The sequence below is a fragment of the Azospirillum soli genome (genome assembly GCF_017876165.1).
Lineage (GTDB): Bacteria > Pseudomonadota > Alphaproteobacteria > Azospirillales > Azospirillaceae > Azospirillum > Azospirillum soli.
Map to the genome: position 1 here is coordinate 85,296 of NZ_JAGINQ010000004.1, position 23,213 is coordinate 108,508.

21 protein-coding genes and 1 pseudogene are annotated in these 23,213 nt (G+C 67.3%); 8 read left to right on the forward strand and 14 right to left on the reverse strand.

The window, feature by feature from the left end; all coding sequences use genetic code 11:
- The 6 genes from J2852_RS08045 to J2852_RS08070 form a co-directional block, all read right to left on the reverse strand.
- Nucleotides 1-2,070 (reverse strand): hybrid sensor histidine kinase/response regulator, encoded by a 2,070-nt coding sequence (locus J2852_RS08045; RefSeq protein WP_209873580.1) that lies wholly within the window; start codon nucleotides 2,068-2,070, stop codon nucleotides 1-3.
- Between the two features lie 215 nt (nucleotides 2,071-2,285).
- Complete coding sequence (locus tag J2852_RS08050) at nucleotides 2,286-2,717, reverse strand: ArsC/Spx/MgsR family protein (protein ID WP_209873583.1); 432 nt, start codon at nucleotides 2,715-2,717, stop codon at nucleotides 2,286-2,288.
- Nucleotides 2,718-2,832: 115 nt separating this feature from the next.
- Nucleotides 2,833-3,852, reverse strand: a complete 1,020-nt coding sequence (locus J2852_RS08055) for an ABC transporter substrate-binding protein (protein WP_209873586.1) — start codon at nucleotides 3,850-3,852, stop codon at nucleotides 2,833-2,835.
- A gap of 47 nt (nucleotides 3,853-3,899) precedes the next feature.
- A complete protein-coding gene (locus J2852_RS08060; protein WP_209873589.1) occupies nucleotides 3,900-4,709 on the reverse strand; it encodes an ABC transporter permease in 810 nt (269 codons plus the stop codon).
- A 7-nt stretch (nucleotides 4,710-4,716) separates the two neighbouring features.
- Nucleotides 4,717-5,559, reverse strand: coding sequence for an ABC transporter ATP-binding protein (locus J2852_RS08065; protein ID WP_209873591.1), 843 nt, complete (start codon nucleotides 5,557-5,559; stop codon nucleotides 4,717-4,719).
- Nucleotides 5,560-5,760: 201 nt separating this feature from the next.
- A complete protein-coding gene (locus J2852_RS08070; RefSeq protein ID WP_209873594.1) occupies nucleotides 5,761-6,543 on the reverse strand; it encodes a CE1 family esterase in 783 nt (260 codons plus the stop codon).
- Nucleotides 6,544-6,767: 224 nt separating this feature from the next.
- Here J2852_RS08070 and J2852_RS08075 point away from each other — a divergent pair, with 224 nt between their 5' ends.
- Both J2852_RS08075 and J2852_RS08080 read left to right on the forward strand, forming a co-directional pair.
- Nucleotides 6,768-7,436 carry an ATP-dependent Clp protease proteolytic subunit gene (locus J2852_RS08075; protein WP_209873606.1) on the forward strand — a complete coding sequence of 223 codons (669 nt, stop codon included), beginning with the start codon at nucleotides 6,768-6,770 and terminating at the stop codon, nucleotides 7,434-7,436.
- A gap of 248 nt (nucleotides 7,437-7,684) precedes the next feature.
- A pseudogene (locus J2852_RS08080) lies at nucleotides 7,685-8,278 on the forward strand (ion channel); the annotation flags it as partial.
- A gap of 3 nt (nucleotides 8,279-8,281) precedes the next feature.
- Here the strand turns inward: J2852_RS08080 and J2852_RS08085 are convergent.
- The gene (locus J2852_RS08085; RefSeq protein ID WP_209873613.1) at nucleotides 8,282-9,466 is read right to left on the reverse strand and encodes an aminotransferase; all 1,185 of its coding nucleotides are present in this window, start codon (nucleotides 9,464-9,466) and stop codon (nucleotides 8,282-8,284) included.
- 147 nt (nucleotides 9,467-9,613) lie between these two features.
- On the opposite strand from J2852_RS08085, the gene J2852_RS08090 reads away from it, so the two are divergent.
- Nucleotides 9,614-10,342 (forward strand): HAD family hydrolase, encoded by a 729-nt coding sequence (locus tag J2852_RS08090; protein ID WP_209873617.1) that lies wholly within the window; start codon nucleotides 9,614-9,616, stop codon nucleotides 10,340-10,342.
- On the opposite strand, the gene J2852_RS08095 is transcribed toward J2852_RS08090, so the two are convergent.
- The gene (locus tag J2852_RS08095; RefSeq protein WP_209873620.1) at nucleotides 10,332-11,561 is read right to left on the reverse strand and encodes a diaminopropionate ammonia-lyase; all 1,230 of its coding nucleotides are present in this window, start codon (nucleotides 11,559-11,561) and stop codon (nucleotides 10,332-10,334) included. The two genes, J2852_RS08090 and J2852_RS08095, sit on opposite strands and share 11 nt — an antisense overlap.
- A 172-nt stretch (nucleotides 11,562-11,733) precedes the next feature.
- On the opposite strand from J2852_RS08095, the gene J2852_RS08100 reads away from it, so the two are divergent.
- Complete coding sequence (locus J2852_RS08100; protein WP_343206695.1) at nucleotides 11,734-12,015, forward strand: DUF2312 domain-containing protein; 282 nt, start codon at nucleotides 11,734-11,736, stop codon at nucleotides 12,013-12,015.
- A 48-nt stretch (nucleotides 12,016-12,063) separates the two neighbouring features.
- Here the strand turns inward: J2852_RS08100 and J2852_RS08105 are convergent, their stop codons facing one another.
- The gene (locus J2852_RS08105) at nucleotides 12,064-12,402 is read right to left on the reverse strand and encodes a cupin domain-containing protein (RefSeq protein ID WP_209873623.1); all 339 of its coding nucleotides are present in this window, start codon (nucleotides 12,400-12,402) and stop codon (nucleotides 12,064-12,066) included.
- A gap of 71 nt (nucleotides 12,403-12,473) precedes the next feature.
- Nucleotides 12,474-12,776 carry a flagellar motor switch protein FliN gene (gene fliN, locus J2852_RS08110; protein ID WP_209873626.1) on the reverse strand — a complete coding sequence of 101 codons (303 nt, stop codon included), beginning with the start codon at nucleotides 12,774-12,776 and terminating at the stop codon, nucleotides 12,474-12,476.
- A 194-nt stretch (nucleotides 12,777-12,970) separates the two neighbouring features.
- Here fliN and J2852_RS08115 point away from each other — a divergent pair, with 194 nt between their 5' ends.
- Entirely contained in the window at nucleotides 12,971-13,819 is an 849-nt protein-coding gene (locus tag J2852_RS08115; protein WP_209873629.1) for a sulfurtransferase, read from the forward strand.
- Here J2852_RS08115 and murJ read toward each other — a convergent pair.
- The gene (murJ, locus tag J2852_RS08120; protein WP_209873632.1) at nucleotides 13,816-15,366 is read right to left on the reverse strand and encodes a murein biosynthesis integral membrane protein MurJ; all 1,551 of its coding nucleotides are present in this window, start codon (nucleotides 15,364-15,366) and stop codon (nucleotides 13,816-13,818) included. The two genes, J2852_RS08115 and murJ, sit on opposite strands and share 4 nt — an antisense overlap.
- Before the next feature lie 158 nt (nucleotides 15,367-15,524).
- Between murJ and J2852_RS08125 the strand changes: the two genes are divergently transcribed.
- Complete coding sequence (locus J2852_RS08125) at nucleotides 15,525-16,304, forward strand: alpha/beta fold hydrolase (protein ID WP_209873635.1); 780 nt, start codon at nucleotides 15,525-15,527, stop codon at nucleotides 16,302-16,304.
- Between the two features lie 265 nt (nucleotides 16,305-16,569).
- Here the strand turns inward: J2852_RS08125 and J2852_RS08130 are convergent, their stop codons facing one another.
- Entirely contained in the window at nucleotides 16,570-18,000 is a 1,431-nt protein-coding gene (locus J2852_RS08130; RefSeq protein ID WP_209873638.1) for a hypothetical protein, read from the reverse strand.
- A gap of 221 nt (nucleotides 18,001-18,221) precedes the next feature.
- On the opposite strand from J2852_RS08130, the gene J2852_RS08135 reads away from it, so the two are divergent.
- Both J2852_RS08135 and J2852_RS31440 read left to right on the forward strand, forming a co-directional pair.
- Entirely contained in the window at nucleotides 18,222-18,917 is a 696-nt protein-coding gene (locus J2852_RS08135) for a hypothetical protein (protein WP_246499382.1), read from the forward strand.
- A gap of 140 nt (nucleotides 18,918-19,057) precedes the next feature.
- A complete protein-coding gene (locus J2852_RS31440; RefSeq protein ID WP_343206696.1) occupies nucleotides 19,058-19,579 on the forward strand; it encodes a response regulator in 522 nt (173 codons plus the stop codon).
- A 326-nt stretch (nucleotides 19,580-19,905) separates the two neighbouring features.
- Here J2852_RS31440 and J2852_RS08145 read toward each other — a convergent pair whose 3' ends face one another.
- Nucleotides 19,906-21,264: an HlyD family type I secretion periplasmic adaptor subunit gene (locus J2852_RS08145; protein WP_209873643.1), complete on the reverse strand. Its 1,359-nt coding sequence runs from the start codon at nucleotides 21,262-21,264 to the stop codon at nucleotides 19,906-19,908.
- Between the two features lie 56 nt (nucleotides 21,265-21,320).
- Nucleotides 21,321-22,928, reverse strand: coding sequence for a type I secretion system permease/ATPase (locus J2852_RS08150; protein ID WP_246499384.1), 1,608 nt, complete (start codon nucleotides 22,926-22,928; stop codon nucleotides 21,321-21,323).
- Nucleotides 22,929-23,213: the final 285 nt, after the last annotated feature.

Genomic DNA, 23,213 nt, shown 5'->3' on the forward strand with positions numbered 1-23,213 from the left:
TCACACGACCAGGGAGTGGACCTTGTCGGCCAGCTCGTCGGGGTTGATCGGCTTGCGCAGGAAGACGGTGCGGCGGGTGTCGGCCAGCAGATCGCCCAAATTCTCCTTCTCGGGCGGGTAGCCGGAGATCAGGACGGTGGGCAGGTCGGGGTTCTCGCGGCGCAACGCGCGGGCGACCTCCGCCCCGCCCATGCGGGACATGACGAGATCGGTCACCAGCAGGTCGAAGGCCCCGCCATGCTCGGCATAGGCGCGCAACGCCTCGGTCCCGTCCGCCGCGCAGACCACCCGCATGCCCATATCCTCCAGGGTCAGGCGGATGAAGTCGCGCACCTGATCCTCATCCTCCACCAGCAGGACGGTGGCGGCCATGGACAGGCCCTCCGGCTCGTCCTCCTCGGTGTCGAGGTCAAGGCCCAGGTCGTAATCGGCCGGGGCGGCGCTGCGCTCGGCCGGCAGGTAGAGGGTGAAGGTCGTGCCCTGCCCCGGCTCGGTCGTCACATCGACGGCGCCGCCGGCCCGCGTGACCGTGGAATAGACCAGAGACAGGCCGAGGCCGGTGCCCGCCCCCGGCTCCTTGGTCGTGAAGAAGGGTTCGAACACGCGGTCCAGCACGGTCGCGTCGATGCCGGTGCCGCCGTCGCGAATGGCGATGGCGACGTAAGGGCCGGGGACAAGTTCCGCGTGGCGGTGCAGGAAGGCGGCTTCGAACGACACCCGCTCCACCGACACCGAAATCGGGCCACCTTCCGGCATGGCGTCGCGGGCGTTGATGACGAGGTTGACGAGGGACTGGTGCAGCAGAGACGGGTCGATCACCACGACGGCGGCATCGTCACGGACCTCGACGCCCAGCGGGTGCCGCTCGCCCAGCGTGGGGCCGAGGAAGCGGCGCAGGTCGTCGATCACGGCGGAGACCCGGACCGGCTTCACCGCCTCGTCCCGGCCCGGCCGGCCGAAGCTGAGCAGCTGCGCGGTCAGGCCGGCGGCGCGGTCGGTCGCCTTGACGATCTCGGTCAGGCATTGCTCGACGCGCGGCCGGTCGTTAGGCGCGCGCCGGGCCATCAGGGCGAAGCCGCCGATGGCGGTCAGCATATTGTTGAACTCGTGCGCGATGCCGCCAGCCAGCTGGCCGATGGCCTGCATCTTCTGCGCCTGATGGATCGCCCGCTCCGCCTGCTTGCGGTGCGTAATGTCATTGAGGACGAGGAACCACGCCGCTCGCCCCTCGACCACAAAGGGGTGGATGCCGACCTCCACCTCGCGCAAGGTGCCGTCGGGCGCGATGACGCGGGCCTCGACCGGGCCGGGCTCCTCCGCATGAGGACTGGGCTGGGGTAGCCAGTCGAACAGGCGCTGGATGCCGTCGAACTCCGTCGCTTCGACCATGGGGATGCGGGTCATGGTGACCGGGTCGGCGCTGCCGATGATCAGCGCGGCAGAGCGGTTGACGAAGCGCACCCGCTCGCCGTCCCAGACGATGATGCCGTAGGGCGCCATCTCGACCAGCTGGCGGTAGCGCGCCTCGCTCTGGGCCAGCGCTTCCTCGTGGCGCTTCAACTCGGTGATGTCTGTCAGGATCTTGACCACGCCGCCGTGGCGCGTCGCGTGTTCGCTGATCCGGTACCAGCGCCCGTCACCCAGCCGGTGGTCGGAGGGCCGCTCGTTGTGGATGTGGCGGCTCAGCCGCTCGGCGATCCAGCCCGAGGGGTCGTCCACATCGTCCCCGGCCGCTCCGCGTTCGACGGCGAGGCGCAGCAGGTCGGCGAAGCGGACACCGGGCCGCAGATGGTCGGACAGGAGCGGATAGGCGGCGCGGTAGCGCTCGTTGCAGAGAACCAGCCGACCGTCCTCGTCGAACAGGACGAAGCCCTCCGACACGCAGCCGATGGCATCGGAGAGCAGCGCCCGCATGTGTTCGGCGTCGGGCGCCGCCCTTTCACCGTCGATCACGCGGTCGAGCGTCGCCCGCAGGGCGCGCAGTTCATCGCCCATCCCGGCGAGATCGTCGGTGGTCGCTGTGTTCAGCCGCTCGCGCAGTTGCGCAAGGTCGAGGTCAAGCCGGTCCATAAGTTGGCATTGAACCATTCCCCCCGGCCGGCCGCCAGAAGAAAGCCAACTCGAAAGCCCTCATGGGGGAGCTTTGTAAAAGCAAAGCTCCACAACTTTCCCATCATCCCCGCGAAGGCGGGGATCCAGGGCAATTCGGATACCCCACGGGGTGCCCTGGATTCCCGCCTTCGCGGGAATGACGACGAAAGGACGCCCATATGGGGAGAAGGGCTTTACGCCTGCTTTGGGAAATGGTGATGGCCGTGGTCGCACTGGCCGCGGGCGTGCTTGTCGTCGCAGCTCTCGGCCGAGGGGGAGAGACCGATCCAGCCGTGCAGGGTGTTGGGGTCGAAGCCGGCCTTGCGCGCCTCGCCGACCTGGATCAGCGGACGGCGGATCAGGTCGCGGTCGGCCAGAAGGGTGCTGAGCGCGGCGGCCTCGTCCAGTTCGTCCGGTTTTACCTGACCGGCCTTCACGGCGGCGGCGCGGCGGTTAAACCATTCCTCGACCGGGCGATCCTCGAAGAAGGGACGCAGGCTTTCAGGGGTCAGCGGCTCGGCCGCCAGATCGCGCTCGACCAGCGTGTGGCCGGCGGCCTGGAGCTGAAGCTTCTGCTTGGCGTTCGCCGTGCAGCCGGCCAAGCCGTAAAAGATCACTTCCGCCATGGGGTTGGCTCCGCGTGAAACAGGACGAATTTTGTCCAATCTAGCGGGGGCCGCGCCGGAGGTGCGAACGGCAGAATGTCGCACCTCCGGACAATCAGTCATTTCAGGAAGAACATCACTTCAAGCGCTTGTGGGCGTCCTCCACGAAGCTGTTGGTGTAGGTCTTGGAAAGGTCGATGCTTGCCGACGCCACCGCCGGATCAAAGGCCTTCAGCACCGTGTAGGCAGCCTCGGCACCCGCCTGGGTGAAGCGGCCGTCGGGGGAATAGGTCGGCTTCGAATGCTCGAACGCCTGGGCGTAGAGCGTCTGGTTGCCCAGGAAATACTCCGGCGGCAGCACTTTCAGCACATCCTCCGTCTTGGCTTGGTCGAGCCACTTCAGCGTCTTCACGAACACGTCCACCAGCGCCTGGGTGGTCTTCGGGTTCTTCTCCACGAAGGACTGGGTGGCGTAGAGCACCGCTGCCGGGTACGGCCCGCCGTAGGTGTCGAGCGTGCCCTTCTCCGTGCGGGTATCGGCGATGGGGGTGATGTCGCCGTCCGCCTCAAGCTGGCTGATGACCGGGTCGAGGTTGGCGATGGCGTCGATCTCGCCACGCTTCACCGCCGCCACCGCGCTGGGGCCGCCGCCGACGCCGATGAAGGACACGTCCTCAGGCTTCATGCCATTCCGGGTCAGCAGGTAGTTGACCATGAAGTTGGTGGAGGAGCCGGGCGCCGTCACGCCGATCTTCTTGCCCTTCAACTCCTTGATCGACGTGATGGTCCCGGCCTTCTTCACCGAGGCCAGCACGATGCCGGGATAGCGGCCGAGCAGCGCCACGGCGACGATGGGCTGGTTCTTCGCCTGCATCTGGACCGTGTGGTCGTAGGCGCCGGTCACCACGTCCGCCGAGCCGCCGACAAGCGCCTGAAGGCTCTTGGCGCCGCCGCCGAAGTCGTTGATCTCGACGTTCAGCCCGGCCTCCTTGAAGTAGCCGAGCCGTTCGGCCAGCGTCAGCGGCAGGTAGTAGAGCAGCGGCTTGCCGCCGACCGCCAGCTTCAGATCCTTCTTCTCGACCTGCTGGGCGTTGGCCCCGCCGACCCCGAAGGCCAGCGCGACCGCCGCGACGGCGATCAGGTTCTGGATGCGCATGTGTTTCCTCCCACAATGATCTGTTTTGTTTGGCGATTTGATTTTGTTCAGCCTTGCGCGTTGGTGGTCTGGGCCTCTTGCGGGCGCCAGTGCAGCAGGCGCTTTTCGATGACGGTCACGACCACGTCGATGACCACCACGAAGATGGTCAGCACCAGCATGCCGGAGAACACGCCGACCGTGTCGAACACGCCCTCCGCCTGATGGATGCGGTAACCGAGGCCGGCGGCGGATCCCAGATACTCGCCCACCACCGCGCCGACCATGGCGAAGCCGACCGCCGTGTGCAGGCTGGAGAAGACCCAGGACAGGGCGGACGGCAGGTAGACATGGCGGAACAGATGCCGGTTGCTCGCCCCCAGCATCCGCGCGTTGGCCAGCACGACGGGGCTGACCTCCTTCACGCCCTGGTAGACGTTGAAGAAGACGATGAAGAAGACCAGCGTCACCCCCAGCGCCACCTTCGACCAGATGCCGAGGCCGAGCCACAGCGCGAAGATCGGGGCCAGCACCACGCGGGGCAGCGCGTTCACCGCCTTGATGTAGGGGTCGAACACGACGGAGACCAACGGCGCGCGGGCGAACCAGAAGCCGAAGGCGATGCCGGCCACGGTGCCGATGGCGAAGGCCAGCGCGGTCTCCAGCAGCGTGATGCCCAGATGGTACCAGATCACCCCCGACGCGAAGTCGTTCCAGGTGCGCTCCAGCACGGCCAGCGGCGTGCCAAAGAAGAAGGGGCTCAGGATGTTCGTCGCCGTCAGGACGTGCCAGAGCAGGAAGAAACCGATGAGAACCGCCACCTGCAACAGCAGGATCACCGGGCGGCTCGGCAGGCGTTTGGTGCGGGCTACGGCCATAACGTCCTCACTTCAACTTTGTCTGGGCGTAGCCCTTCAGCACTTCCTCGCGCAGTTGTCCCCAGATCTCCCGGTGCAGGTCGAGGAAATGCGGCGTCATGCGGATCTCCGCCACATCGCGCGGGCGCTCCAGATCCACCGGATACTCGCCGATCAGCCGCGCGCCGGGGCCGGCGGACAGGACCAGCACCCGGTCGGACATGGAGATGGCCTCCTCCAAGTCGTGGGTGATGAAGACCACCGACTTGCGGTCCGCCGACCAGAGGTCGAGCAGTTCGTTCTCCATCATCTGCCGGGTCTGGATATCGAGCGCGGAGAAGGGTTCGTCCATCAGCACGATCTTCGGGTCGACGATCAGCGTCTGGGCCAGCGCCACGCGTTTGCGCATGCCACCGGAGAGTTGGTGCGGGTAGCGGTCGCCGAACCGGTCCAGCCCGACGCGGGCGAGCCAGGGGCGGGCGCGCTCCTCCGCCTCGCGCTTGGACACGCCACGGAATTCCAGGCCGGCGGCGACGTTCTCCAGCGCCGACTTCCAGGGCATCAGCGCTTCCGCCTGGAACATGTAACCGGCCAGCGGATTGATGCCGTTCACCAACTGGCCGAAGGCGAACGCCCGGCCCTCGCTGGGTTCCAGCAGGCCGGCGGCGACGTTCAGCAGCGTGGATTTGCCGCTGCCGGTCGGGCCGACGATGGACACGAATTCCCCGGCGGCGACCGTGAAGCTGACGCCCTGGACGGCGGTGTAGGTGCTCCCCCGTCCGTCCGGGGATGGAAAGGTGCAGGTCACGCCCTCCAGGCGAAGGGCGGGTGTCTCCGTTCCCTCCGGGCGGAGGGCGGGCGCTTCAGCCATTGGTGCGTTCCGTCCCTGATCGTTTTTCCGATCATCTTGGCGGAACAACCATCAATCGGCAATGGGGGTAGCGGATTGTTTGGAGTCATACCGGCGGCGCTTGAACGCTTTCATTGAGCGCCGCCGGTGAAACCCGCCAGATCAATGCGATAGCATTGATTGAGAGGGTGATACGGACGGCGCCTTCAGGCGCCGTCCGTATCAATCCAGGCTGGCGAAGAAATGCATGAACGCCTCGCCCGTGCCGGCCGGCCACTGGTGCGGATAGAAGCGGCCGGACCGGGTGCGGTCGTCCGGGGATGGACACCACAGCACCGGGTTTTCAGCCTTTTCATAGCCATAGCGGCGGCAGTTGAAGCGCCGTGGCAAGTCCGGCTCGCTGCCAGTCGTCAGGCCATCCTGATCGAGCAGCGCGTTGCGCACCCGCAGTCCCTCGTCGATGGGCACCTGGGCGTCGCGCGGGTTGTGCACCAGCATGGCCGCGACCGGCCCCCGGCAGTCTTTGGGCCTCTGGATGCCACCGCCGACGCTGGCAAGCCCGCGAATGACGTCGCCACGCGCGCAGGCGAGGCTGTTGGCGAAGGACGCCCCCAACGAGTGCCCGACCACGAACACGCGGCTGCGGTCGATGCAGTAGCTTTGTGAAAGCACATCAAGAATGGCGTCGAAGAGCTTGAAATCGCGCAAGCTTTCCGGCTTGTCGCCAGGATCGGCCCAGACGTTGCGGCCGGAGGCATCCTTCAGGCTGGCCGGATAGACGAAGATGGTCGGTTCGGTCGCATACCGCTCCAGGTCGAAATAGCGGCGGACCTCCGCGTTGGTGTTGGTCCGCCCGTGAAAGGCCACCACCAAAGCATGCGGGCTGTCCGGCCGGTAATCCGGGGGAAAGACGGCAATGAGATCACGGGGACGGCCGTCCACGGTCAACACGACCGGCGGCGTTTCCGGCGGCGGCCAGCCGCAACCGGCGGACGGATGCTGCACCGCCACATTCTTAACCAAATCTGCCGTTATGCCGAACGCTGGCCACAAAAACAGCACGATTGCGGCGCAATATGCGCAAACTTGCTTCTTCATCCCTCAGCCGAATTGGCGCTTTCTTTCGCAAACAGCCAGAATCGGCGGATGTTACCCTTTCGGGTACGCACCCCGTTAACCATAGCGCAAGCTTTTCCCGCCACGCTCCTCGGCAGAACGAGGAGATTGGCATGTCGTTTCGCGCCACCGCACGGATCATGGCTTTCGCAACGCTGCTGAGCGTCGGTGCCGCCTGCGCCGCGTCCTCCGACAGCGTGTCGGTGGCCCGGATAGCCCCCCAGCCCGCCCCGCCCACCACGCCGGAGTTTCCGGACGCCACCCTGGTCCGGATCGATCAGGCCGGCTCCACCCTCCTGCGCATCGACGGCATCATCACCCCTGGCGTGGAGCAGCGCTTCACCGACGCCCTGCGCGGCGTCCCTGCGGGCAAGCCGGTGACGCTTGAACTGTCGAGCCCCGGCGGCTTCACGACGGCCGGCTACCGCATGATCGATCTGATTCTGGCCGAACGTCAGGCGGGCCGCCCCCTTTCCACCCGCGTCAAGGGCGGCGAGTCCTGCGAGAGCATGTGCGTCGGCCTCTACCTCGCCGGCTACCCGCGCTACGCCGCCCCGACGGCTGAGTTCATGGTGCACGCACCGCGTCTGGCCGAGAATGGTCGGATGACGCTGCGCTCCACCGACATGATGGTGAAGCGCCTCGTCTCCCTTGGCGTCTCCCAGAACTGGATCGAGCATGTCCGGGCGGCCGGCGGCTTCTCGGGCAGCATGGATTACCGCGACCGCGCCGACCATCTGACCGAGGTCGGCGCCAACGTCGTCACCGACCTGATTCATTGAGCCGGAACATGCGACGGCGAGAACCTTAACCGCCGCCGCCTGTTTCCAGGGTATGACCGACAAGCCGGCCATCGGCGTGGCACGCCACGAGAGCCTGCGGGAGACCCTGTGCCGACTCTACGACGAGTCGGATAACTTCCGCCTTGCCCTGCTGGCCTTTGACGCCCTTACGGTCCTGGTCTTCATGGCCATGACCTTCGTTCCGCTCTCCCCCTGGTCCATCGTGGTGGACGCGGTGCTGGGCGTGCTTCTTGGCCCTGGAGTTCACGGCGCGGGCCGTGATCGCGCGGAACAAGCGGGCCTTCTGGACCAGCCTCGGCACCTGGCTGGACGTCGTCATCATCGGCACGCTGTTCGTCCCGACGCTGATCGGCAACTTCACCTTCCTGCGAATCCTCCGCGCCCTGCGGATGTTCCGGGCGCTGAAGGTGCTGCGCGAGTTGAAGAAGCGCGGCGGCTTCTTTGCCGGGCATGGCGAGCTGATCTCCAGCGCGGTCAACCTGATCCTGTTCATCTTCGTGACCAGCGCCCTGGTTTATGAGTTCCAGGTGGGCCGGAACGAGAAGATCACCAACATCATCGACGCGGTCTATTTCACCGTCACCACGCTGACCACGACCGGGTTCGGGGACATCACGCTGGTCGGGGAAAGCGGCAAGCTGCTGTCCGTGATCATCATGGTGATCGGCATTTCGCTGTTCGTGAAACTGGCCCAAGCCATCTTCCGGCCGGCCAAGATCCATGTCGAATGCCAGCAGTGCGGCCTGTCCCGGCACGACCCCGACGCGGTGCACTGCAAGCACTGCGGCGCGGTCGTGCACATCGACACGGAAGGCGAATAGATCCTAGCCTCGCTCGCTTTCCACGAGCCGCCGCGCAATCTCGGGCATGACGGCGGCGTCCACGTTGGCGAAGGCAAAGCGCAGATAGGCGTCCTGTCCGGGGCCGAACATGGAGCCCGGCAGGCAGAGGATGTTGTGGTCGCGGGCCAGCCCCTCCGCCACGTCGTGCGCCGGCTTGTCCCCGAAGGGATGGCGAACGTAGGCGAAATAGGCGCCGATGCTGGCGATGCGGTAGCCGGTGCCGCTGTCCTCCATGGCCTTGCGGAAGGCGGTGACGCGGGTGGCGATGTCGGCGCGCTTCTCGGCCACCCAGGGCTCCAGATGCTCAAGCCCATAGAGGGCCGCCTTCTGACCAACGTTCGGAGCGCAGATGGCGAGGCAATCCATGACCTTGCGGGCATTCCACTGCAACGCGGCGTCGGCGATCACCGCGCCGACGCGATAGCCGGCGAGGCTATAGACCTTCGAAAAGCTGTAGAGATGCACCAGCGTCCGCTGCCAGTCCGGCCGGCGGAACAGGTCGTGCGGTGCCTGCCCCTGCCAGTCCGGGAAGTCCCGGTAGGTCTCGTCCAGCAGCAGGCGGATGCCGCGCCGTTCGCACAATTCATAAAGGGCGGCGATGGTTTCGGGCGGGGCGATGGCGCCGGTCGGGTTGTTCGGGGTGATCAGGACCAGGGCGCGGGTGTTGGCGTCGATCAGCCGCTCGGCCTCCGCCGGGTCGGGGAGCAGGCCGTTGGACTCGTGCAGCGGCAGCGGCCGGGCCTCGATTCCCAACAGGTCCAGGGTCATCTTGTGGTTGAAGTACCAGGGCGCCGGCAGGATTACGTTCTCCCCCGCGCGGGCCAGCGTCATTACGGCGATGGCGAAGGCCTGGTTGCAGCCAGCGGTGATCAGCACCTCGTCGGCCTTCACCTCCGCGCCGTAGAGGGCGCTGGTGCGGGCGGCCAACGCCTCGCGCAATGGCGGAATGCCGTCGATGCCGGTGTAGCGGGCGGTGTCCGGGGCCTGGACCTGCTCGGCGAGATGGGCGGTCAGCGCCGGGGCCGGCGGGTAGCCGGGAACCGCCTGGCAGAGGTCGATCAGCGGCTTGTCCGCCGGGAAGCTGCGCCCCTCGACCCAGCGCCACGCCTCGGCAATCGGCGGGGCCTCGGTCGAGGTTACGAGCGGGTTGGTGTCTCTCCGGTCCATTCCCTGATGTCCGTTCGTTTTCTTGGTTGGGTACCGGTTCCCATGGTGGACCGACGGCGTCCGCGAGTGCAAGGGGTGCCCCCGTGACCTTCGCCGTGCCGCGCTGTCTTAAGCGTAAACGGGTCTTTCTTCGCACGGACGGCAGCCATGCAGTACAGCGCACTCGCCACCGATTACGACGGCACGCTGGCAGCCCTGGGGCGGGTGGACGAGGCCGCCGTCGCCGCACTCGACCGGCTGCGGGCGACGGATCGCTCTCTCATCCTGGTGACCGGGCGGATGCTGGATGACCTGCACCAGCATTTCCCGCACCTCGACCGCTTCGACCGGGTGGTGGCGGAAAACGGAGCCGTGCTGCACCGTCCCCGGACCGGTCAGACGGTGGCTCTGGCCGAACCCGTGCCGGCCAAGCTGGTGGAGGCGCTGCACCGCCAGGGCATCCAGCCGCTGTCGGTCGGCCTCGTCATCGCCGCCACCCACACCCCGCACGAAAAGGCGGTGCTGGACACCATCCGGGAGTTGGCGCTGGACAACAACGTGGTCTTCAACAAGGGCGCGGTGATGATCCTGCCGGACGGCGTGAACAAGCGGACGGGGCTGGAGGCCGCGCTGGCGGAGCTGGGCCTCGACCCGCGCGAGGTCGTCGCGGTCGGGGATGCCGAAAACGACCACGCCTACCTGAGACTGTGCGGCCTGTCGGTTGCCGTGGCGAACGCCCTGCCCTCGGTCAAGGAGGAATGCGACCTCGTCACCCATGGGGCCGCCACGGCGGGGGCCATCGAACTGATCGACCGCCTGATCGAGACCGATTTCGCCGACCACAGGCCGGAGGAGCCGGAGGAATCGGAGACGCCGCTACGGCCGGCTAACCATTAACGACCGCGTCCGGCGAGCGGCCGACGATGCTCTGGTAGACCTCCGGGTCGGTGGCCCCTTCGGTGCCGAAGACCAGAACGCGGGCATCGGGGGCGAGTCCCAGGCCGAGGCGGACCTCCGGGTCCGCCGCCGCGCACAGCAAGGCGGCGATACCAGCCACGCCCGACTCACCGGCCACGATGGGACGACCACCGTGCTTGCCATCGGCCAACAGGCGCATGGTGGCGACCGCCGCCTCGTCGGGAATGGTCAGGAAATCGTCGGCCCCGCGCTCCAGGATCGCCCAGGCGAGCAGCGACACCTCCCCGCAGGCCAGACCGGCCATGACGGTGTCGAGGTCGCCTTCGGCCTTGGCCGGACGGCCCGCGACGGCGCTGCGGTAGAGGCAATCGGCACTGTGCGGTTCCACCACCACGAGGCGCGGGCGCTGGCGGCCCCAGCTTTCCCACAGATGGCCGCAGACGGCGGCGGGCAGAGCCCCCACCCCGCCCTGAATGAAGACGTGGGTCGGCCGCTCGCTGGTGGGAAGCTGAGAAATCGCCTCCTCCACCATCACCGTGTAGCCCTGCATCACGTCGCGGGGCGTGTCCATGTAGCCGGTGTAGGAGGTGTCGGAGACCACATACCAGCCGTTGGCCGCCGCGTCGGAGGCCGCCTGCCGCACCGCGTCGTCGTAGGTGCCGTCCACGCGGACGACGCGGGCGTCGTAGGACTCGATGGCCGCCTGACGGCCTTCGGAGCACTTGGCCGGCACATAGATCACGCAATTGCAGCCGAACACCTGCGCGCCCCAGGCGACCGAACGGCCATGGTTGCCGTCGGTGGCGGTGGTCACGGTCAGGGTGCGTGTGATCTTGCCGTAGCGCCCGACGACGAGGTCCAGCGCGGTCACCGGAACGCCCGGCACGCGGGCCTGCACCTCGCGCGCCAGCAGGCGCAGCACGGCGTAGGCGCCGCCCAGCGCCTTGAAGCTGTTCAGGTTGAAGCGGGAGCCTTCGTCCTTGTACCAGATGCGGTCGATGCCCGCCGCCCGCGCCAGCCCCGGCAGGGAACGCAGTGGCGTCGGCGCGTAGCCCGGCCAGGCGCCGATTTCCGCCATGGCCTCGTCGAAGGCGGCGCGGCTGAGGATCGCGCGCTCGGACGGGCCGTAGGCGCGCTCGTGATCGGCGCGCGGGTTGGAAAAGAGACGCGGGGTGCCAAGGGGTGGCAAGTCGGACATCGGTTTCGCTCTCCAGGCCGTTTCGAACGAAAGCACTGCACACCGCACCGCGTCAAGCCGGCCCGTTGTCCCCGGACAAACGGCCGCGAGCTGTGCTAACAGCCCCTCCCCCGCCGGCCGGCCTTTGCGCCGGAGCTTGGCGGGGTCCATTCCTGAAGGGAGTTTTTCCGTCGTGACGATCGGGTTCAACAACACCGCCGCCGACCAGTTGAAGCAGTTCGCCGACCGCATGGAACGGCTGATGGACGAGATCGACGGCCTGAAGGCCGACCTGAAGGACCTGCGCGGCGAGGCCAAGGCCGCCGGCTTCAACGTCAAGGCGCTGGACAAGCTGGTCGCCATCCGCCGCAAGGACGCCAGCGAGCAGGAGGCCGAGCTTCTGAACGACCTGATGCTGTACGCCCACGCCACCGGCACGCCGCTGGACGTGGTCATGCCCGAACCGGCCGAGTAAGGCGCGAGCCGCTGGTTTCCCTCTCCCAGCCCCACTGGGAGGGGGAGATCACACGTCCCCGCCGTGCGCCTGCGCCGGGGGCGACGTGGCCTCCACCGCCTGGAAGCGCTCCAGGATGCGGTAAGTGTGCAGGGCGCCCTTGGGCACGACCCAGGAATCGCCGGGGCGCAGTTGGACGATCTGCCCTTCGACGTGCAGTTCGGCGCGGCCGGCGATGACGAAGCCCACGGTCTCGTACTCGCGCCGGCTCTGCGGCTTGTCGGTCAGGGTCGGTTCCTCGTCCCACAGGCGCATCGCCACGAACTGGCCGGTGGCAAGGTACTTCTGCCCCATGGCGCCGGTGGCGGCAGTCTGAACGTCGATCTTCCGCGCGCTGCTGTCGGCCATCGCGTCCTCCATCCCTTTCGGAATGGAACAGGCAAGCCGGCGAAAAAATTACGCGCGCCAGCGATCTCCGCTCAACGCTTCCATTCGCGGCTGGACTTGATGAAGTCGGTCAGCGTCACGCCGATCTTGTCGTCGACGATCACCACTTCGCCGCGCGCGACGAGGACGCCTTCGACATACACGTCGGTCGGGTCCTTCAGATGGCGGTCGAGTTCCACGACGGCGCCACGGCCGAGTTTCAGCAGGTCGCGAACGCGGAGCATGGCCGTGCCGATCACCACCTTGATCTCCACCGGCGCGTCGCCGATGGCGAACGCATCGGTCTCGCCGTCGCTGGACGAGGCCGCGCCGAGCAGATCATCGATGTTGGCCATGGCGCACTCCTTCACCGCGCGGGGGCGGTCGCTTGAATCCTCAAGATTTATACCGGATTCCGAAGGTTCGGCAACGGCGACGGTGCGGACGGGCTGCGACAAGGATGGGAAATAGAACAGGACAGATTTGGTTTTCCCGCGCCGGCTTGTGTTGTTACGCTGGCCGTCCGACACAAAGCAGCTGAAGGCGACCGATGACGACCGACACTTCCCGTCCGCTGGTGGACAGCGCTTGGCTGAAGAACGCCCTGGGCCGCGCCGACCTCGTCGTGCTGGACGTGCGCACGCCGCCGGAGGGGGGATTCGTGGCCGGATCGGCGCATTCCGACTACGCCAAGGCCGGGTGGCGGGCGACCGTGAACGGGCTGCCGGGCTTCCTGCCGGAGATCGCAGCGCTGGAGACGCTGATCGGCGGGCTGGGCATTGGGAACGACGACCATGTGGTGATCGTGGCCTCCGGGCTGAACGCGCCGGACATGGGCAACGCCACGCGGGTTTACTGGACCTTCAAGGTGCTGGGCCACCACCGGGTGTCGGTGCTGGACGGCGGTTTCGCCGCGTGGAAGGACGCGGGCGGCGATTTGGCGGAGGCCCCGGCAACGCGCCCGGCAAAGACCTTCAAGGCCGCCCCCCGGCCGGAACTGCGCGCCACTCTGCCGGAGGTGCAGGCGGCCGTCGCGGCGGGCGGCGTGCCGCTGGTGGACTCGCGCTCGGCCGACCAGTTCGCCGGGCAGGCCAAGAGCCCGCAGGCGCGCGCCGCCGGCACACTGCCCGGCGCGGTGAACATCGAGAACGGCGCCTTCTATTCGGGCGCCGACCAGCGCTTCGTGTCGGGCGCCTCCGCCAAGGCGCTGGCGGTACAGGCGGGCGTCGGAGACGGGCCGATCACCTTCTGCAACACTGGCCACCTCGCCACCGTGGCGTGGTTCGCCCTGAGCGAGCTGGCCGGCGTGCCGGGCGTGCGGCTCTACGACGGGTCGATGGTGGAATGGAGTTCGGACCCGTCGCGGCCCCTGAAGAACGGAGAGGCCAAGAACGGTTAAGCGGACTTGCGTCGGCGGCGCAGACGGGTCAGGTCCGACCGGCGGACAAGGCCGAGGACCAGCGCCAGCACGGCGTAGACCAGCAGCCCGGCGACGCCCAGCAGAACCAGACCGCCCAGCCGCTCGAACAGCGTGTGGGCGGTCAGCCAGGGCGACAGGCGCGTCTGCACCAGCCACAGCGTCCCGCCCATGGCGAGCACCGCCAGCGCCATGCGCGGCAGGTTGCGCTTCAGCCGGTCGTCGGCGGTGAACAGGCCGCGCTGGGTCAGCAGCCACGCCAGCAGGCCGGCGTTGACCCAGGCGGCCACGGACGTCGCCACCGCCAGACCAACCTGCGCCAGCGGCCCCATGAGGGCGAGCTTCAGCGCCACGTTCACGCCGACCGCCACCAGCGCCACGCGCACCGGCGTCGCCGTGTCGTGGCGGGCGTAGAAGCCGTTGACGAGGCTGCGGATCACCACGAAGGCCGGTAGGCCCAGCGCGTAGGCTTGCAGGGTCGCCGCCGACTGCGCCGCGTCGGTCGGGCCGAAGGCGCCGTGCTGGAACAGAACCGACACGATGGGCAGGCCGGCAACCAGGAAGGCGGCGGCGGCTGGCAGGGTCAGGACCAGGGAGAGTTCGATGGCGCGGTTCTGGCTCTCCACCGCGCCGGGTTCGTCGCCGCCCTTGATGCGGCGGGCCATCTCCGGCAGCAGCACCGTGCCGACCGCGATGCCGATGACGCCCAGCGGAAGCTGGTTCAGCCGGTCCGCGTAGTAGAGGTAGGACACCGCTCCCGTCGGCAGCAGCGAGGCGATCAGCGTGTCCACGAACAGGCTGATCTGCGTGAGGCCGGAGCCGAGCGCGGCCGGGCCGAGCACCTTCAGGAAGCGCTTCACGTCGGGGGTGAAACGCGGCAGGGTCAAGCGCAGGCCCATGCCGGCGCGGTTCGCGTCCCAGTAGAGATAGAGGAACTGCGCCACGCCAGCTACGAAGACGCCCCAGGACAGCGCGTGCCCGACCGTGGGCATCAAGGGTGCGGCGATCACCAACGCCGCGATCAGGCAGAGGTTCAGCAGGATTGGCGCGGCAGCGGCGGCGGCAAAGTGGTTCATGCTGTTCAGCACGCCGGCCAGCAGCGATTCAAGCGAGATGAACAGCAGATAGGGAAAGGTGATGCTGGTGAAGAGGACCGCGAGGCGGAATTTCTCCGGCTCGTCGGAAAAGCCGGGGGCGAAGACCGTCATGAACTGCGGCATGATCGCCAGGATCACCGCCAGGAAGACCAGTTGCACCACCAGCAGAAGGGACATCACCTCTTCCGCGAAGCGCTTGGCGGCGGGCTGCCCGTCCTGCACCAGCTTGGCCGAGAACAACGGCACGAAGGCGGAGTTGAAGGCGCCCTCGGCGAACAGCGCGCGGAAGTGGTTGGGCAGGCGGAACGCCACGAAGAAGGCGTCGGCCACCGGCCCGGCGCCGAGCAGCGCCGCCGTCAGAATGTCGCGCAGAAAGCCAAGGACGCGGCTGGCCAGGGTCAGCCCGCCGACGGACAGGATGTTGCGAAGCACGGTGGTACGGATCCCAGAGAGGTGTGGCGCCATCCTATCGTTTTCGGCGCGCAGGTCACGTCTTTCGGAATAGCCGCGCCCGTGGAATTGTCTGGTAGGATCGGCCCGCGTCAGAGACCAATCAACGACACCAATCAACGACAAGGCATCGGGACACCATGGCCCAGGGTCTACCCCTCACCTATCTGGAGGCCGGCGAGGCGGTCGGCGGCACGCCGCTGCTGGTGCTGCACGGCCTGTTCGGTTCGGCCCGCAACTGGCAGACGCTGGCGAAGCGCTTCTCCGAGAAGCGGCGCGTCTACGCGCTCGACCTGCGCAACCACGGCGGCGCGCCCTGGTCCGACCGCATGACCTACCCGGACATGGCCGAGGACGTGCTGCGCTTCCTCGACGACCGGGGCTTCGCCAGGGCGGCCATCGTCGGCCACTCGATGGGCGGCAAGGTGGCGATGACGCTGGCGCTGAACCACCCGGACCGGGTCGAGCGACTGGTCGTCGCGGACATCGCGCCGGTCGCCTACACCCACACCCACACCCCCTTCGTGGCCGCCATGAAGCGCGCCAATCTGGAAGGCTGCACCCGCCGGTCGGAGGTCGAGGCGCAACTGGCGGACGCCATTCCGGAAGCGCCGTTGCGGTCGTTCCTGTTGCAGAACCTCGTCCTGGAGCAGGGCAAGTTTCACTGGCGGATCAACCTGAACGCCATCGGGGCGTCGATGGAAGACTTGATCGGCTTCCCGGACCTGGGCGACACGCGCTACACCGGCCCGACGCGCTTCATCGGCGGATCGCGGTCGGACTACATTACGCCGGAATACTTCGATGCCATCACCCGCCACTTCCCGACGGCGCAGATCGAAATGATCGGCGATGCCGGACACTGGGTGCACGCCGAGCGCCCGGACGAGTTCGCGGCGCTGGTCGAGGCGTTCGTGTAGTCCGGGACTCTTGGCGGACAACGAAGTTTTCACGGATTGCGCGGATTTTGCCACGGATTACACGGATTTTTCTTTGGGCTTGCCTGCGCCGAAACCGACGCAAAAAGGCGCGGCGTCGCCAGGATCATCAAAAATCCGTGTAATCCGTGCTTTGATTCGTGAAATCCGTAAAAACCCTGTTGCCCGACGAGAATCCAACGCCCAAAACAAAACGGGGGCCCGAAGGCCCCCGTCGTTTCGCATGCTGCTGGACGCTTGAACGCGATCAGACCGCGCCCTGGCGGACGCCGGACTTGGCGGCGGCACCGGGCGTCTGGCGGAAGGCGTCGTGCAGGTAGGGCGACAGAGCCTGACGCATGCCGCGCAGCCACTCGTGGATGATGATCAACGAGCGGGAGGCGACCGGGGGAGTCATGCCCAGCTTCACCAGATCCTCGCGGGTCATCTGCGCGACCTGATCCAGGCGGTGGCCGGTCAGGCGCGCCCAGGCCGGCGCGGTGCAGGGCGGCATGGAGATGACCTGAACGCCCTCGCGCTCGACCATCTCGGCCTTGCGGCGGGCGTACTGGCTGTCCTCAAGCTGGCTGAAGGGGCCGGAGAAGCCGTTCTCGACGAGGACGCGCTTGGCCTTCGGGGCGATGGTGGCGACACGCTCCAGCGTGGCCATGCCGGTGGACAGCGAGGCCAGATCGACGGTCACCGGGACCATGAAGGTCAGCCGCTCGCCGTCACCGACGTAGTAGTCGAAGCCCGACACCTCGGCCCAGTTGAAGAACCACTGGGAGATGTTGCCGCCGAAGTCGAACAGGCGGCCGCCGCGCTGCAACTCCGGACCGATCATGTCCCAGAACTCGTAGAAGCCGTCCCCCGACCCCATCATGTTCATGAAGTCCTGGGTGATGCGGCGATGCTCCACGACTTCCGGGCCGAACAGACGGTTGAGGCGCTCGTTCACCTCGTATTCGACGACCTTGAGCTGCAGGCCTTCCAGCATGGCGGTCGCCATCAGGTGATGGGACAGCAGCGTCTTGCCGACGCCGCCGCGGTCATTGAGGACGAAGATCGTGCCCAGCATGCGATCGCCTTTCAAAAGTCTATTCGTTGTTGAGTCGTGGTGGGTCGGGTTGGGGTCGGGTGCCGGGTCAACGGCGACCGGTTCGGGCGCTTCCAAAGCCTGGGGCGGTTCCGGGGCCGGTTCCTGGACCGCCTGTGGGATTGGCTGTTCGACCGGGACTGGCTCGGGCTCCGGTTCCGGGGCGGGCTCCTCGGCGGGAACTTCGGTCGCCGCTTCGGGTTCGGCGACCGGTTCCGCGACGGGCTCGTCCGCAACCTGCGGCGCATCGGAGGGCTCCGGTTCGGATTCCGAAGGACGGCCCGCTTCGAGGGCGGCGCGATGGACCGCTTCCAGCGTTTCGGGCGGGGTGGGCGACTCATCCTCGCCGGCGGCCTCACCGCCACGGTCCTCGTTGCCGACCAGGAAGAAGGCCGAGCGCAGCGTCACCGGCGAGATCGGCTGGTTGTCGCGCGCCGTGATGCCCAGCTTCGCCAGCAGTTCGGAAATCTCGGCCCAGGACAGGCCGCGTTCCCGCATCAGGCTGATGTCGGCGTAGCTTTCGCGCACCGCCTGCATCGCGGAGCGGCTGCCGGTCGGGCGATCGGCAAGGAGCCGTTCGAGTTCCGTGCGATCAATCGACACCGTGTTGTTCCGGCAGATAAGTCGTGGACGGGGAAACGAAGGATTTGTGATGCCGCAGGATTCCGTTCCCCCGGCGCGCAAAAAATAGTACAAGCCATTGGGGCGCGCAAACGGTTTCCAACCGTGTTCAACTGCACTAAACATGAGACACGACAACACGACAGGGCGCCCTTCCTTGGTCCCAGGGTTGATTGCAGGGTAGCACCCAGGGTTCGGCACAGATGCCTCATGACTTCCGCTCTCCCGGCAAAGGCGCCGGGCACGCGCCGGCAACACCGATCGGCTTTCACGAGCTGCGGCAAGCCTGCGAGATCTCGACCCTGCGCGAGGATCTGGAGCGCATGGTTCAGGAGACCGGCACGCTCCGCGACAGCGTGGAGGAGGCCGTCGAACAGGTGCGCGCCCGCTTCGCCGCACTGACGGCGGAGGAGATGGCCGACCCCGTGAAGATGGCGCCGTTGCTGCAATTCGCCGTCTCGACCCTGCTGGACATTCGGGAACAGGCCCGGCGTCTCAACACCCAGACCGGCCCTCTGTCCGACGACGACCGCCCGTCCTGGATGGCCGCCGCCGAGGCCCCGCGCCTGCGCCCGACCGTGGTGAAGGCCGCCCCGCCGGACGCTCCGTCCGTCAAGACGCCGGCTCCGGTCGAGCCGGTCGCGCCGCCTCCGCCGCCCGTTCAGCGGATGGACCCGCCCCCGCCGGAGCCGCCGTCGCCGTTCGCTCCAGCCGCACCGGCGGCCTACCCTGCCCCGCCCCCAGCGCCCCGACGCCCCGATCCGGCACCGCCGCCGGCCGCGTCGTGGCTGTCCAGTCCCAGCGCTCCGCCCGCGCCATCGCGCGGAGCAGCGCCACGCACCGGTTCCACAACCGGCGCGAACAAGGGAATCGACTGGCTCGGCCCAGCCGGGCGCTGACCGCCTCTTCCACGCGCATCCGTCGTCGTCCATATGTCGCAGGCTGCGGTTAACCACAATCGATGCAATTGCGCTTGATCTTTCTTTCGGGTGAGGCTACCACTTTATTTGGTAAACGGATTTTTACCAAGGTGGCGGTCGTGGCACGGGACGACATCGATACACTGGCCAAGCCAGTCCCCAGCGCGGAGCAGCGTCACCGCTGCGGTCCGGGCGCCATTGCCCTCCGCCGGGACACGGTTCGCACGACGGCTCCGACGGCGGCCCCGACTGCCGTGCGCTCGCTGCGCCTGCTGGTCGTCGAGGACGAAATCGCCTCCGCCGAAGCCGTCTGCATGGCGGTCGCCGACTTGGGTCACACGGTGTGCGGGACGGCGCGGACCGAAGCGGAAGCCGTGGAGATCGCCGGGCGCGAGCGGCCGGACCTCGCGCTGATGGACGTGCGCCTTGCTGGCGGCGACGGCATCGAGGCCGCGCGGCGCCTGCACCTCAACTACGGCATCCGGTCGATCTACCTGTCGGGATACGCCAACCACGCGACCATGGCCCGGATCACCGAAACCTATCCGCTGGGCGTCGTGCACAAACCGTTTTCCTTCGCCCAGTTGAAGGTCGCGCTGGATTTGGCGGCGCGGCGGCTGAAGGGGCCGCGCGGGGCGTAACAGAGAACGAAGCTCCTCAAAGAAAAAGGCGGCATCCCACCCGTGGGAGCCGCCTTTTCCGTTACCGACATCTTTATCACCATTGTTCCCGCGCAAGCGCACGGCTGTCCGGTGAAACATTTCCGCTCGAAGCGTTTCCTTTTCCTCTCGTCATCCCCGCGCAGACGGGGATCCAGTAGCTTTCCGTACAACTGCTTGTTCGGCCTGGATTCCCGCCTTCGCGGGAATGACGGTGGAGAGGTAACGGGATACTTGGACCGATCTTACGGTCCTTAAGTCAGCGCGTATGCGCGAAGGCGGGAACAACCAGGTGGGGAAAAGTCTCCTTACTCCTGGACGAACGCCTTCACGTAGGAGTGCGAAAGCGGCTGGACCAAGTAGTCGAGCGGGGTGCGCGCGGACAGAAGGATGCGCGCCTCGACCGGCATGCCGGGCTTGATGGTCAGGTTGTGCGCCTGGTGCGCGTCGCTGTCCTTCAGGCGGATGCGGGCCAGATAGTGCTCCTGGCGGGTCACCGGGTCCATGATGCGGTCGGCCGACACGTAGGTGACGGTGCCGTCCAGAGAGCCGACGACGCGGCTGTCGTAGGCGGTCAGCTGCACCTTCACGGGCAGGTCCACGGTCAGCGACTTGATGTCCTTCGGCTGGACCTTCACCTCGGCCAGCAGGGCGCGCTCGTCCGGGATGATGTCCAGGATCGGCTCGTTCGCGGTGATCGTGCCGCCGACAGCCCAGTGGCTGTGCATCACGACGGTGCCGTCGTCCGGCGCCTTGATGGCGCGGGTCTCCAGGCGATTGGCGGCGTCGCGGATCTGCTCGGCCAGCTTCACGACCTCGCCGCGCGCCCGCTCCAGCTCGACGATGACCTTCTCGCGGAAATCGTTGCGGCGGCGCATCAGATCACCCTGGGCGTCCACGGCGGCCTGCTTGGACTGGGCGATCTTCGCTTCGAGTTCATGTTCGCGGCCCTTCAGGCGCGCCTCTTCCTTCTGCTGCTCGACCAGCTTGGTGCGGGTCGCGTTGCCGCGATTCAGAAGACCCTGGGTGATGCGCAGGTCGTCCTCGATCAGCGCGATCTCGCGGGCGAGGAACTTGCGCTGCTCCTCCAGGCTCTTCACCTCCTCGTTCAGGGTGGCGACGCGCTCGCTGGTCAGCTTGGCTTCGGTCTCCAGCTGGTTGCGGCGGACCTGGAACAGGTTCTCCTGGTTGCCCATGGTCTTTTCCACGGCGCGGTTGGCGCCACGGCGCTTGGCGAGGTCGTCCGGCCACTCGATGGTCGGCTGCTCGAACAGCTCGGCCGTCAGGCGGGCTTCCAGGGCCAGAGTGTCGAGCCATGAGGTGGTGAGCACCTGCAGGCGGGTGACCGCCTCGGTGCTGTCCAGGCGCATCAGGGTCTGACCCGCCTTCACCTTGTCGCCTTCCTTGACGAGGATCTCGTCGATCTGGGCGGTCTCCGTGTGCTTCACGACCTTGCGGCCGGTTTCCGGCGCCAGCGCGCCGGAGGCCATCACGGCGCTGTGGAGCGGAGCGAGCGCGGCCCAGGCGGTCATTCCGCCGAAGCCCACCGCCAGGACCATGAAGCCGCCGGCCAGAAGCCCGCTGACCTTGGTGTCGGGGACCAGCGCGCGCAGCGCGCTGATCGACGTCATGGTCTTCGCCTTGAAGGAATTCTTGGTGGTGGTCATGGAAGAGTGTCCTTTTTTGCCCGCGTTCGCTTCAGGGGTTCGCTTCAGGGGCCGTATCAGCCGGCCGCGCTCTGCACCGGCGCCGGGCCGATGTTGCGCAGACGGGCCCAGTTGGCGCCCTGCTGCTGCTCCTGGCGCTGCGGCAGTTCCACCGCCATGCCGTTCTTGAGCACGAAGGTCTTGTCCGACAGATCGACAAAGGCCGGGCTGTGGGTCAGCACGATGGTGGTCGTGCCGCGGGTCTTGGCGTCGATCACGAAGTCGCGCACCGCCTTGTGGCCGATCTCGTCCATGCCGGCGGACGGCTCGTCCAGGACCAGCAGCGGCGGGTTGGCGAAGCCGGCGCGGGCCAGGGCGATCAGGCGGGCCGAGGCGCCGGTGATCGGGAACAGCGGGTCGGAAACCTCGGTCTCGTAACCGTTCGGCAGGCTCTCGATCCACTCGTGGATGCCGGCGCGCTTGGCGGCTTCCTCGACCTGCTCCTGAGTCGCTTCGGTGAAGCGGGCGATGTTCTCGGCGATGGTGCCGGGCAGCAGGTCGGCGCTCTGCGACATATAGCCGATGCCGTGGGCGACGCTGTCCGGGTTCAGGGAGGCCACCGCGAGGCCGCCGAGGCGGACGGTGCCGGCGGACGGCGTGGCGACACCGGCCAGCAGACGCGCCAGAACCGACTTGCCCGAGCGGTTCGGACCGGCGATGCAGATGGTCTCGCCCGGCTCGACCGACAGGGTGACGCTGCGCAGGATCGGCTTCTGGTCACGCGGCGAGACGAACAGCAGGTTCTCGACCGTCAGACGCTCGCGCTCAACCGGGGTCACCGGACGCGGCTGCTCACGCGACAGGCGCTTCAGCAGCGGGTACAGGCGGCGGAAGGACTGGATCGACTTCTGCAGCTGGCCCCAGGCGCCGGCGCTCTGCTCCACGGGGGCGAGGCCACGGCCGACCAGCATCGAGGTGGCGATCATGCCGCCGAAGGACAGGTGCTGCTCGATCACCAGCCACGCGCCGACGCCGGTGACGGAAATCTGCAGGATCATGCGCACCCACTTGGTGAAGGCGCCGATGGCGGCGGCGCGCTCGGCCGAGCGGCCTTGCAGGGCCGACGAGGTCATGGCGTCGCGGGCGACGGCGTCCAGGGCGGTCGAGCCCATGCGCAGGCCGCGCACCGTGTCGGACTTCGCCAACAGGGCATCGAACAGGCGCTGCGAACGGGTGGACGGAGCCTTGCCTTCGTCGGCGAAATTGCGGACGGCGGCGTGGCTGATGTAACCCAGCGCGGTCATGATGAGCATGGAGGCGACCAGGATCACCGCCAGCAGCGGGTGGATCAGGTAGATGCCGATCACGTACAGCGGCACCCACGGCAGGTCCATCAGCGCGCCCACGGTCGGACGCGACAGGGCGCTCTTGACCTCCATGAGGTCGCTGAGCGGCGCGCTGTCGGGACGGCCACGGCCCGAGGCGTCCAGCACGTCGGCGGTCAGGCGGCGGCGCCAAGCCACCTCCAGCCCGTTGCCGGCGCGGCACAGAATGCGGGAGCGAACCGTTTCCAGCATGGCGGTCAGCGTCAGGGCGATCACGACGATCACGGTCAGCATGATCAGCGTGTCAAAATTGCCCGACGGAATGGCGCGGCTGAATACCTGAAGGGAATAGAGCGGCATCGCCAACATAAGAAGGTTGATGGCAGCGCTGAAGACAAAAGCACCAATAAGTATCCTGGAGAAATATTGGCTCCCGAAAGCCGCATCTTCGCCGGTGGTTTCCGGCTTACGTCCAAAAAGGCGAGGCATTTAAAGCCCTCCAATTGTCACCGTTTAAGGCAGTGCCCACTGGATGCAGGCGAGGCACAGGTGACGGGATCTTGGTAAATGAAACCTAAACATTGATCGACATCACAGGAATGCCACCAGAAACCACCCCCTTTGCGCACGGCACCGCGATGCTCA